The 11914-nt window shown below is 72.1% G+C and carries 10 protein-coding genes; 7 read left to right on the top strand and 3 right to left on the bottom strand.

The annotated features are described in order from the left end of the window. Positions 1–61: 61 nt before the first annotated feature. Positions 62–1105, bottom strand: coding sequence for a cell division protein ZapE (gene zapE, locus QE359_RS12615; protein ID WP_396127738.1), 1044 nt, complete (start codon positions 1103–1105; stop codon positions 62–64). 113 nt (positions 1106–1218) lie between these two features. On the opposite strand from zapE, the gene QE359_RS12610 reads away from it, so the two are divergent. Further along, positions 1219–2124 (top strand): sulfurtransferase, encoded by a 906-nt coding sequence (locus QE359_RS12610; RefSeq protein ID WP_309779454.1) that lies wholly within the window; start codon positions 1219–1221, stop codon positions 2122–2124. After that, on the top strand, positions 2121–2573 hold the full coding sequence (locus QE359_RS12605; RefSeq protein ID WP_071295259.1) for a SufE family protein: 453 nt from the start codon (positions 2121–2123) through the stop codon (positions 2571–2573). The genes QE359_RS12610 and QE359_RS12605 overlap by 4 nt, the downstream gene beginning before the upstream one ends. A 70-nt stretch (positions 2574–2643) precedes the next feature. On the opposite strand, the gene QE359_RS12600 is transcribed toward QE359_RS12605, so the two are convergent. Then, a complete protein-coding gene (locus tag QE359_RS12600) occupies positions 2644–3867 on the bottom strand; it encodes an alpha/beta fold hydrolase (RefSeq protein WP_309779453.1) in 1224 nt (407 codons plus the stop codon). 23 nt (positions 3868–3890) lie between these two features. Between QE359_RS12600 and QE359_RS12595 the strand changes: the two genes are divergently transcribed. The 5 genes from QE359_RS12595 to QE359_RS12575 all read left to right on the top strand — a co-directional run bounded on the left by QE359_RS12595 (position 3891) and on the right by QE359_RS12575 (position 9721). Further along, complete coding sequence (locus QE359_RS12595) at positions 3891–4475, top strand: DUF3000 domain-containing protein (protein ID WP_396127737.1); 585 nt, start codon at positions 3891–3893, stop codon at positions 4473–4475. Then, complete coding sequence (locus QE359_RS12590; RefSeq protein ID WP_396127736.1) at positions 4468–5793, top strand: HRDC domain-containing protein; 1326 nt, start codon at positions 4468–4470, stop codon at positions 5791–5793. The genes QE359_RS12595 and QE359_RS12590 overlap by 8 nt, the downstream gene beginning before the upstream one ends. Positions 5794–5919: 126 nt before the next feature. Next, complete coding sequence (locus QE359_RS12585; RefSeq protein ID WP_309779452.1) at positions 5920–7131, top strand: thiolase family protein; 1212 nt, start codon at positions 5920–5922, stop codon at positions 7129–7131. A 2-nt stretch (positions 7132–7133) separates the two neighbouring features. Then, the gene (locus tag QE359_RS12580) at positions 7134–9272 is read left to right on the top strand and encodes a 3-hydroxyacyl-CoA dehydrogenase NAD-binding domain-containing protein (protein ID WP_309780428.1); all 2139 of its coding nucleotides are present in this window, start codon (positions 7134–7136) and stop codon (positions 9270–9272) included. Between the two features lie 92 nt (positions 9273–9364). Beyond that, positions 9365–9721, top strand: a complete 357-nt coding sequence (locus tag QE359_RS12575) for a hypothetical protein (protein ID WP_309779451.1) — start codon at positions 9365–9367, stop codon at positions 9719–9721. A 184-nt stretch (positions 9722–9905) separates the two neighbouring features. Here QE359_RS12575 and dxs read toward each other — a convergent pair whose 3' ends face one another. Beyond that, positions 9906–11852 (bottom strand): 1-deoxy-D-xylulose-5-phosphate synthase, encoded by a 1947-nt coding sequence (dxs, locus tag QE359_RS12570; protein ID WP_092387420.1) that lies wholly within the window; start codon positions 11850–11852, stop codon positions 9906–9908. Positions 11853–11914: the final 62 nt, after the last annotated feature.

Below are 11914 nucleotides of genomic sequence, written 5' to 3'. Positions count from 1 at the left end.
CGGAACGGGGCCTGGAGGCGCGGCGCAGCGGGGCAGCGCCCGCTCGCGACCGGCAGGCGGCTCAGTCCACGGCGCGGGTCAGCGCCACGACGCGGCTCGCCGCACGCAGGTACTTCTTGCGGTACCCACCGTCGAGCATCGACTCGGGGTACACCCGGTCGAGCGGGGTGCCCGAGGCCACGATCCGGACCTGCGCGTCGTACAGCCGGTCCACCAGCGCGACCCACCGGAGCGCATCGGTCTGGTCGGTGAAGGGCTGCACGTCGGTGAGGCCGACGGCGTCGAGGTCCTCGACCATCGCGACGTACTTCGACGGGTGCACGGACGCGAGGTGCCCGACCACCGCACGGAAGTCGTCGAGCGTGACGCGTCCGCTGGGGAGTCCCGCGGCAACGTCGGCCACCACGCCCGCCGACTCGTCGACCGCACGCCGGCGGAAGTCGAGCCCGTCGATGCGCATGGTGTCGAACCGGTCGGACATCGCCTGGATCTCGCGCAGGAAGTCCTGCGCAGCGAAGCGCCCCTCGCCGAGGGCACCCGGCGGCGTGTTCGAGGTGGCGGCGAACCGCGTGCCGGTCTCGGTGAGCTCCTTGATGAGGCGCGTCATCACCATCGTGTCACCGGGGTCGTCGAGCTCGAACTCGTCGATGCACACCAGCGCCGTCCCGCGCAGCAGGTCGACCGTCCCCTGGAACCCGAGGGCCCCGACGAGCGCCGTGTACTCGATGAAGGTGCCGAACGTCTTCCGACCAGTGGCGGCGTGGTAGGCGGCGGCGAGCAGGTGGGTCTTGCCGACGCCGAACCCGCCGTCGAGGTAGACGCCGGACTTCGCGGTCGACTCCGCCACGGGCTTCCGGCGACCGAACAGCCCCCGGCGAGGCTGGTCGGCGGGACCGGCGGCGACGAAGGCCTCCACCGCGTCGCGGACCGCCGCCTGCGACGGGTACTCCGCGTCGGGTCGGTAGGAGGCGAACGACGCGTCGGCGAACTGGGGCGGCGGGACCAGCGACGCAGCCATCTGCTGCGGGGTCACCTGCGGGTCGCGGTCGACGAGGTGTTCAGGCGCGGTGTTCGCTGACAATCGGGGCAGTCCTTCGGGAAGCATGTCGTGGGGTGTCACGTTGCGTCAGGAGCACGGCACGCCCGCGTACCGTTGCCCACAGGCACCGACGACCGATCCTAGTCCGGTGCCGGATGACCACCTGGAGGTAGCCCACCATGACCGCACCGGTCGACACGTCCGAGAAGTTCACCGCCTACGCCCACCCGGAGCGGCTCGTCTCCACCGAGTGGCTGCAGGAGCAGTTGGACGCCGGCACCCCGGACCTGGTCGTCGTCGAGTCCGACGAGGACGTCCTGCTCTACGAGACGGGCCACGTCCCCGGTGCCGTGAAGATCGACTGGCACACCGACCTCAACGACCCGGTGCTCCGCGACTACATCGACGGCGAGGCCTTCGCCGAACTGCTCGGCAGCAAGGGCATCGGCCGCGAGACCACCGTCGTCATCTACGGCGACAAGAACAACTGGTGGGCCGCATACGCCCTCTGGGTCTTCTCGCTGTTCGGCCACGAGGACGTCCGTCTCCTCGACGGCGGCCGGGCGAAGTGGATCGCCGAGGACCGTGCGCTCACGACCGACCAGACCGTGGTGACGCCGGTCGAGTACCCCGTCGTCGACCGGATCGACACCGAGATCCGCGCCTACAAGGACGACGTGCTCGCCCACCTCGGCAAGCCGCTGATCGACGTCCGCAGCGCCCCGGAGTACGCCGGCGACCGCACCACCGCGCCGGACTACCCGGAGGAGGGCGCCCTCCGCGCCGGCCACGTCCCCACCGCCGTGAACATCCCGTGGGCCACCGCCGCAGCACCGGACGGCACCTTCAAGACCCGCGAGGAGCTCGACGCGATCTACCGCGACGGCGCCGGCATCGGCGACGCGGACGAGGTCATCGCCTACTGCCGCATCGGCGAGCGGTCGAGCCACACCTGGTTCGTCCTGCAGCACCTGCTCGGGTACGAGAACGTCCGCAACTACGACGGCTCGTGGACCGAGTGGGGCAGCGCGGTCCGCGTCCCGATCGCCGTCGGCACCGAACCGGGTACGATCACCGACCGATGACCGACGCACTCCCCCAGTCCCTCGCCGAGATCCGCGACGACTTCCTCGAACTCTCCCAGCAGGACCGCCTGCAGCTGCTCCTCGAGTTCTCGAACGAGCTCCCGGCGCTTCCAGAGCGCCTGCAGGGGCACGAGGACGAGCTCGAACGCGTCGAGGAGTGCCAGTCCCCCGTCTTCATCACGGTCACCGTGGGCGCGGACGGCGACGCGCCCGGCATCGTCCGGATGCACGCCACGGCGCCGCGCGAGGCACCGACCACGCGGGGCTTCGCGTCGATCCTCGCGCAGGGGCTGTCCGGCCTGACCGCCGAGCAGGTGCTCGCCGTGCCGGCGGACTACCCGCTGACGATCGGGCTGAGCGAGGCGGTCAGCCCGCTGCGGATCCGCGGCATGGTCGGGATGCTGGGCCGGGTGCAGCGGCAGGTGCAGGCGCAGGCCGCGGTCGCGTAGACGTCACCACACACGGACTGGAGGCGCGGTGCCAGCTGGCACCGCGCCTCCCGTCCGTCTGTGGATGCGTCTACCGCGCGTTGGCCGCGCCGTCTCGCTGGACCACCTCGGTCAGCCACGCGAGGATGCGGGCGTCGAACCAGTCGGCGTCGTGGTTCCAGAGCTTGGTGTGCCGGGCGGTCGTCTGCACCTCGAGCCGCACGATGTCGGGCCGGGCCTCGGCGAGGGCGTGCGACGCGGACGACGGGACGAACCCGTCGTCGTCGCTGTGCATGAGCAGGATCGGCACGTGCAGCTCGTCGGCCCGCGCGACCATGTCGAGCTGCCGTAGGTCGACCGGCTGCCGCAGGCCCGTGAGCCGGTGCAGGACCGGGGTGCGGAGGAGGCGCTGCGCGACCTTCCGGACGGGCCGCGGCAGGCGGAGCAGCTGGCTCTGCGACTTGAGCACTGCGTGCCAGTCGACCACGGGCGACTCGAGCACGACACCGTCCACGAGGTCCGCGAACGCCGACCGGACCAGGGTCTGCAGCACGACCGCGCCGCCCATCGACCAGCCCATCAGGACGACGCTCGACGCGCCCTGCCCGGCGAGCCAGCGGAGGACCGCGTCGATGTCCTCCCACTCGGTGCTGCCGAGGCCGTAACGGCCGTCGACGCTCCGCGGGGCGACGCCGTCGTTGCGCCAGCTCGCCAGCACCACGGAGTACCCCGCCGCCCGGAAGACCGGCACCGCGCGGATCGTCTCGGCGCGGGTCACCCCACGACCGTGCACGAGGACGGCCCACGGCGCGTCCGGGTCGTCGGCGCGGACCACCCAGGCGGGTGCGGGGCCGTTCGGGGTGGGGACGTCGATGTCCTCGACCGGGACGTCGAGCTCCCCCGGGGTCAGGTAGAACCAGCCGCCCCACCGACCCCGGCGGGCCGCGGTGGGGTCACCGGCGTCGATCGCGATGATGCGGCGGGTGACGGTCGTGTCGGTCGTGCCGAGCACCTCGCCGACGCGCATGTGGCCGGTGCCCGCGCCGAACCAGAGGCTGTAGCGGCCCTGCAGTTCGGTGTCCGCGGTGCGCTCGAGCGTCACCGTCCGCCGCACGGTGTCCACGGCGTGGATCGGGACGCGTTCGGTGCGCTTGCGGTCGGGGGTGACCACCGCTCGGGCCACCGCCGCGACGAACCCGCCGATCACCGCGGTGGTGACGGCGGCCGCTGCGATGCCCGCTCCCAGTGCGACGAACCCGGCCGATCGTGCGGTCTCCTGGACGACGTCCTCGGCGGGTCGCGCGGATCGGGACATGGTCCGGAGCCTAGTCTGCATTCGTGTCCGAAACCCGAGAGCCCGACGCCTTCGCGCGGCTCCGTGCGTTCGTGGCGTCCGGCGGCGCGCGCGCCGAGACGACCGTCACCGAGATCCCCTCGCCGTCGCGCATCGCCCCGTTCTCGATCGCCCTGGCGGCGGACGTCTCGGGTGCGGCGCACGGCATCGACTCCGACCTCGGGACGGGCCGGTTCATCGCCCTGCACGACCCGGACGAGCCCGAGGGCTGGGGCGGGTCGTTCCGCATCGTGACCTTCGCCCAGGCACCGCTCGAACCCGAGATCGGTGTCGACGAGTTCGTCGCCGACGTGACGTGGAGCTGGCTCGTCGACGGCCTCGCCGCGCACGGTGCGACCTACGACCACGCCTCGGGCACGGCGACCAAGATCATCTCCCGCGGCTACGGCGACCTCGCGGCGCAGGGCGACGGGGCGCAGCTCGAACTGCGCGCCTCGTGGACCCCGCGCGGGGACGACCTCACCGCACATGTCGAGGCGTGGGAGGAGATCGTGGCGATGCTCGCCGGTCTCCCGCCCGCGTCGGACGGCGTGACCCTGTTGGCCCCGAGGAGGCTCGCACGTGACTGACCCCGCATCTCCGGCCGGGGCGTCGCCCGCTGTCCCGTCGTCGGCTGCTCCGTCGGCGTCGCCGGCTGTTCCGCCGTCGGCTGCTCCGTCCGCGGCGTCGCCGGCGTTCGAGGCGTCGCACGACGCGGTCCACGTGATCGCCTCGCGCGAGGAGTACCTCGACGCCGTCGCCGCCATCGCGGCGGGCCACGGCCCGGTCGCCGTCGACGCCGAGCGCGCGAGCGGCTACCGGTACTCGCAGCGGGCGTACCTCATCCAGGTGTTCCGTCGCGGTGCCGGGGCGTTCCTCTTCGACCCGATCCCGATCGGCGACTTCTCCGAGCTCCAGGACGCGATCGTCGACGAGGAGTGGCTCTTCCACGCCGCGTCGCAGGACCTCCCCTGCCTGCAGGAGGTCGGCCTCGTCCCGACCCGCATCTTCGACACCGAGCTCGGTGCCCGCATCGCAGGCTTCCCCCGGGTCGGCCTCGGTGCCGTCGTGGAACAGCTGCTCGGGATCACGCTCGCGAAGGCCCACTCCGCCGCGGACTGGTCGACCCGGCCGCTCCCGCAGTCGTGGTTGGTCTACGCGGCGCTCGACGTCGAGCTGCTCCCCGACCTCCGTGACGCGCTCGCGGCGAAGCTCGACGAGGCGGGCAAGTCCCGCATCGCCGAAGAGGAGTTCGCCGCCGTCCTGACACGGGCGCCGAAGCCGCCGAAGGCCGAGCCGTGGCGCCGCCTGTCCGGTATGCACGCCCTCCGTGGCTCCAGGGCACTCGCGATCGCCCGGTCGCTCTGGACGGCACGCGACGCCTACGCCCGCGAAGCCGACATCGCGCCGGGTCGTACCATCCCGGACTCGGCGATCGTCGCGGCCGCGGCGGCGAACCCGGCCTCGAAGGGCGAGCTGAGCGGGGTGAAGGCCTTCACGGGTCGTGCCAGCCGGTCCGAGCTCGACCGCTGGTGGGCCGCCGTCGAGGAGGGTCGCACGACCGAGGACCTCCCCCGCCTCCGATCCGCCGGCGAGCCCGCCCTGCCGCCGCCCCGAGCCTGGGCCGACCGCAACCCGGCAGCCGACCGCCGGTACAAGGCCGCACGGGCCGCCGTGGTGCAGCGCGCGGAGGAGCTCGACCTGCCCGTCGAGAACCTGCTCACGCCGGACACCCTCCGCACCGTCTCGTGGGAGCCGCCGACCCCGATCGCCACCGAGACCGTCGGTGCCGTACTCGCCGCGCACGACGCCCGCCCCTGGCAGGTCGAGGAGACGGCGTCGATCATCGCGCACGCCTTTGTCGCTGCTGCACAGGAGCCTGCTGCCGAGAGCAACACCGAGTCGTAGGAACGCCCCAACGGGCATGCGTCCGCACAGGCTCGGGGCATAGCGTCGCTGGTGCACGCCGGGTCGGACCCGGCCGGGCGGGGCGGGACGCGCCCAGCCTGATCAACGAGGATCTGGAGGCCCAGATTGCCAAAGGCAGCAGACGTCGTCTTCGTCGACGGAGTTCGGACACCGTTCGGACGAGCCGGGGAGAAGGGGGTGTTCTGGAAGACCCGCGCGGATGACCTCGCGGTGCACGCGATGCGCGGACTCCTCGACAGGAACGCCTCGTTGGACGGGGCCGCGGTGGACGACGTCGCCGTGGCGGCCACCACGCAGCAGGGCGACCAGGGGCTCACCCTCGGCCGGACGGTCGGGATGCTCGCCGGACTCCCGAAGACCGTCCCCGGGTACGCGATCGACCGCATGTGCGCCGGTGCCATGACGAGCGTGACCACCCTCGCCGGCGCCATCGCGTTCGGCGCGGCCGACGTCGCCATCGCCGGCGGTGTCGAGCACATGGGGCGCCACCCGATGGGCTTCAACTCCGACCCGAACCCGCGCTTCATCGCCGAGCGCATGGTCAACGGCGACGCGCTCGTGATGGGCAAGACCGCCGAGCGCCTGCACGACCGCTTCCCCGCGATCACCAAGGACCGCACGGACGCCTACGCCGTCCAGTCCCAGCAGCGCTACGCCGCCGCGTGGGCCGCGGGCAAGCTCCAGCCGGACCTGGTGCCGGTCGAGGTCAACACCGGCGAGGGCTGGGACATCGTCTCCAGTGACGAGCCGCCCCGCCCCGGCACCACGCTCGAGGCCCTCGCAGCCCTGAAGACGCCGTTCCGCTCGCACGGACGCATCACCGCCGGCAACGCGGCAGGCCTGAACGACGGTGCCACCATGAGCCTCATCGCCTCGGCCGACGCGGCGAAGCAGCACGGGCTGCCGACGAAGATGCGCATGGTCTCGTTCGCGTTCGCGGGCGTCGACCCCGAGGTGATGGGCATCGGGCCGGTGCCCGCGACCGACAAGGCCCTGGCGAAGGCCGGGCTGACGATCGACGACATCGGGCTGTTCGAGATCAACGAGGCGTTCGCCGTCCAGGTGCTCGCCTTCCTCGACAACTACGGCATCGCCCAGGACTCGACGAACGTGAACGCCTGGGGCGGCGCGATCGCCGTCGGACACCCGCTCGCCTCGAGCGGCGTCCGCCTGATGACCCAGCTCGCGGCCCAGTTCGCGGAGCGCCCGGACGTCCGGTACGGCATCACGACGATGTGCATCGGGCTCGGCCAGGGCGGCACCGTCATCTGGGAGAACCCGAACTTCAGCAAGTCCGCGGCACGGAAGGCGGCGTGACCATGACCATCGTCGACAACGACCAGCTCCTCGCCCTCAGCGAGGACGAGGTGGTCACGCACTCGTACCTGAAGCACGTCGCGCTGCCGTCCGGTGGCACGCTCGCGCTGATCACGCTCGACAACGGCAAGGACTACAAGCGGCCGTCGACCCTCGGGCCACGCACACTGCACGAGCTCTCCGGGGTCCTCGACACCCTGCGGACCGAAGCGTCCGCCGGGACGATCCAGGCCGTGGCGATCACCGGCAAGGAGTACTGCTTCGCCGCCGGCGCCGACCTCTCGCAGGCTGCCTCGGTGCCGTCGCGGGACGTCGCCCACGACCTGGCCGCCCTCGGGCACGCGACGCTCCGGAAGCTCTCCGACCTCGGCGTCCCCTCGTTCGCGCTCATCAACGGGATCGCGCTCGGCGGTGGCCTCGAGATCGGGCTGCACTGCACGTACCGGGCGTTCTCGTCGGCCGCGCAGGGCATCGGGCTCCCCGAGGTCTTCCTCGGCATCATCCCCGGGTGGGGCGGCGCGACGCTGCTCCCCCGCCTGATCGGCCCCGAGAAGGCGCTCCGCGTCATCGTCGAGAACCCGCTCAAGAACAACCGCCTGATGGACGGGCCGGCCGCGGTCGAGCTCGGCATCGGCGACGCGCTCATCCCCTCGGTCACCTTCCTGCCGTCCGCGGTGGCGTGGATCGACGGCGTCGTGTCCGGTCGCACCAAGGTCGTGCGGAAGAACGAGCCCGGCATGATCGAGAAGGCTGCGTGGGGCACCGTCGTCAAGGTCGCCCGCAGCCAGGTCGCGTCGAAGATCGGCACGGTCCCGAAGTCGCCGTTCCGGGCGCTCGACCTCGTCGCCGCGGCGAAGTCCGGGTCGCTCGAGGAGCGGTTCGCCGACGAGGACGATGCCCTGGCCGACCTCATCTCGGGCGACCAGTTCGCCGCGTCGATGTACGCGTTCGACCTCGTGCAGAAGCGCGCGAAGAAGCCGGTGGGCGCCCCCGCGGACGTCTCGCCGCGCCCCGTCACGAAGGTCGGCGTCCTGGGCGCCGGCCTGATGGCGTCCCAGTTCGCGCTGCTCTTCGCCCGACGACTCGGCGTCCCGGTCGTCATCACCGACGTCGACCAGTCGCGCGTCGACGCCGGCGTGGAGCGCATCCGCGGCGAGGTGGACAAGCTCCTCGACAAGGGCCGCGTCTCCCCCGACGACGCGAACCGCATCAAGGCGCTCGTGTCCGGGTCGGTGTCCTACGACGCGTTCGCGGACGCCGACTGGGTCATCGAGGCCGTCTTCGAGGAGATGAGCGTCAAGCAGGAGGTCTTCCGGAAGATCGAACAGGTGATCGCTCCGGACGCGATCCTCGCCACGAACACCTCGTCGCTGTCGGTGTCCGAGATGGGCTCCGTGCTGTCCGATCCGTCGCGACTCGTCGGGTTCCACTTCTTCAACCCCGTCGCCGTGATGCCGCTGCTCGAGGTCGTGCGCACCGCCTCGACCTCCGACGAGACCCTCGCCACGGCCCTCGCCGTCGCGAAGACGCTCAAGAAGACCGCGATCATCACGGCCGACCAGCCGGGCTTCGTCGTGAACCGGGTGCTCGCCCGGGTCCTCGGCGAGGCGATGCGCGGCGTCGAGGAGGGCACGTCGTTCGACGTCGTCGCCCAGGGCGCTGCGCCGCTCGGCCTGCCGATGTCGCCGTTCGAGCTGCTCGAGCTCGTCGGGCTGCCGGTCGGCGCGCATGTGCTCGACTCGCACCACGCCGCCTGGCCGGAGCGCTTCTACCCGGGGGACGGCCTGAAGAAGATCGCCGAGTTCGGACACATCCTGACCCGCGACAAGAAGGGCACGGCGACCGGGTACGACCCCGCCGCCGTGAAGCTCGTCGCACCGTCGAAGAAGGACGCGAAGCCGGTCGACGCTGCCGAGATGCAGCGCCGCTTCGAGGACGCCCTCGCCGACGAGCTGCACCGCATGCTCGAGGACGAGGTCGTCCAGCACGTCGAGGAGATCGACCTCGGGCTCATCCTCGGCGCGGGCTACCCGTTCCAGGCCGGTGGCATCAGCCCGTACCTCGACCGTTCCGGTGCGTCCGAGCGGGTCTTCGGCGGGGCGTTCCACGAGCCGCTGATCGTCGGGCCGGCCTCGCGCTGACCCCGGCGTCGAACCACGAAACCGACGTCGAACCAGGCCATGCGCCCGGTTCGACGTCGGTTTAGTGGTTCCACCCGGCGTAGCGTGCAACCATGGCACAGGAGTGGTGGGCACCGAGGACGACCGGGTACCCCGGCGTCGTCGTGCCCGTGCCGCTCGACGAGGTCCCGGAGCTGCTCGACCGCGCCGTGCACGCCGTCCCGGGAGCAGCGGCTATGGAGATCCGTCCGGACGGAGCCGTCATAGGCCGCCGGACCTCGTTCGCCCTCCGCGCCGCGAACATCGTCATGACGTTCTCACGCGAGGGGCCGACGTCCTCGCGCGTGGAGATCATCCGCGAGGGCCGTGACGGCCTGTCGTACGGCCAGGTCCTCTGGGTGACGCCGATGGCCCGCGCGATCCTGCGCGAGCTCGTGTCCGCGGCCGCCGAGCCGCCCGCGCGGCACTGACCCCGCCCCGGCGCCGGGCTTCGTATCGAACCACGGATCCGACATCGAACTCGTCGATCCGCCCGGTTCGACGTCGCATTCGTGGTTCGACCCGCCGCGCCGCCGGGCCGGGCCGCGCCGCGCCGGGCCGCGCCGGGCCGGGCCGCGCTGCCGGGCCACGACCGGCGCGCCGCGCCCGCGCCGCTCAGCGGTCGGCGGACTCCCGGGAGCGCGACGCCGCCCGCGCCGGCTTCGCCTGCGGCAGCTTCGTCCCGACGACCTGGTCGATGACGTCCCGGGCGATCGCCTGCGCGGTGAGCCCCACGTCCTCGAGGATCTGGGACCGCGACGCGTGGTCGATGAACGCGTCCGGCAGCCCGAGCTCGTTCACCCCGGTGTCGACACCCGCAGCGCGCAGGTCCTGCCGCAGCCGCGTCCCGACGCCACCGACCCGCACCCCGTCCTCGAGCGTGATCACGAGCCGATGGTCACGCGACAGGTCGATGAGCGACGCGGGGATCGGCACCACCCACCGTGGGTCGACGACCGTCACGCCGATGCCCTGGGACTCGAGCAGCGCCGCCGCGTCGAGTGCCACCGGCACCATCGAGCCCACGGCGACGAACAGGACGTCGGGCTCCTGGTCGGACGACGGCGACCGCAGCACGTCCACCCCGTCCGGGAGTCGACGCTCCGCGACGATGTCCGGCCCGACCTGTCCCTTCGACCAGCGCAGCACGGTCGGTGCGTCGTCGACGGCGACGGCCTCGCGGAACTCCTCGCGCAGGGTCGCGGCGTCACGGGGTGCGGCGATCCGGATCCCGGGGACCACCTGCAGCAAGGCGAGGTCCCACATACCGTGGTGCGACGGCCCGTCCGGTCCGGTGATGCCCGCGCGGTCGAGCACGAAGGTCACGCCGGCCTTGTGCAGCGCGACGTCCATGAGCACCTGGTCGAACGCCCGGTTCAGGAACGTCGCGTACAGCGCCACGACGGGGTGCAGGCCGCCGAACGCGAGTCCGGCCGCGGTCGTCACGGCGTGCTGCTCGGCGATCCCGACGTCGATCACGCGCGAGGGGTGCTGTTCCTGGAAGAGGTGCAGCCCGGTCGGACGGAGCATCGCCGCGGTGATCGCCACGATCTTCTCGTCCGACGCGCCGACCTCGGCCAGCGTCGAGGCGAACACCGAGGTCCACGACGGCCCCGACGACACGTCGAGCGACTCGCCGGTCTCCGGGTCGATGTGCCCGACCGCGTGGAACTGGTCGGCCTGGTCGCGCAGCGCGGGCTCGAACCCGTGCCCCTTCTCGGTGATGGCGTGCACGATCGTCGGCGCGCCGTACGCCTTCGCCTGGCGGAGTGCGGCCTCCATCGCCCGCTGGTCGTGCCCGTTCACCGGCCCGATGTACTTGATGTCGAGGTTCGAGTAGAGCGCCTCGTTGTTCGTGAACCGCGAGAGGAACCCGTGCAGCCCGCCGCGCATCCCGCGGTAGAGCGCCCGCCCGGGAGCGCCGAACCGCGCCGCCGCGGCCTGGGACTTCTCGAACAGCGCCCGGTACTCGCGGCGCGTGCGCACCGAGCTGAGGAACCGCGCCATGCCACCGATGGTCGGCGCGTACGAGCGCCCGTTGTCGTTGACGACGATGACGAGTCGACGGTCGTTGCCGTCGGAGATGTTGTTGAGGGCCTCCCACGTCATCCCGCCGGTGAGCGCACCGTCGCCGACGACCGCGACGACGGTCCGGTCGGCCTGGCCGGTCTGCACGAAGGCGCGGGAGATGCCGTCCGCCCAGGACAGCGACGAGGACGCGTGCGAGGACTCCACGATGTCGTGCTCCGACTCGCTCCGCTGCGGGTACCCGGCGAGGCCGCCCCGCTCGCGCAGTCGCGAGAAGTCCTGCCGCCCGGTGACGAGCTTGTGCACGTACGACTGGTGCCCGGTGTCGAAGACGAACGGGTCGTGCGGCGAGTCGAACACCCGGTGCATCGCCAGCGTGAGCTCGACGACGCCGAGGTTCGGGCCGAGGTGGCCGCCGGTCTTCGCGACCTCGGCGACGAGGAAGCGTCGGATCTCGGCGGCGAGGTCCGTCATCTGCGCGTCGGAGAGACGCTTCAGGTCGCGCGGCGACGTGATGCTCGAGAGCAGACTCACGGGCGCTCCTTTCGTGGGGCTGTCGGCCCACTCTATGCGCGTGACCCGACAACGGACGGGAG

Origin of the sequence: Curtobacterium sp. SORGH_AS_0776 (assembly GCF_031453355.1) — a bacterium.
In the GTDB taxonomy this organism is placed as follows: domain Bacteria; phylum Actinomycetota; class Actinomycetes; order Actinomycetales; family Microbacteriaceae; genus Curtobacterium.
This window is presented reverse-complemented; position numbering and strand designations above follow the sequence as displayed.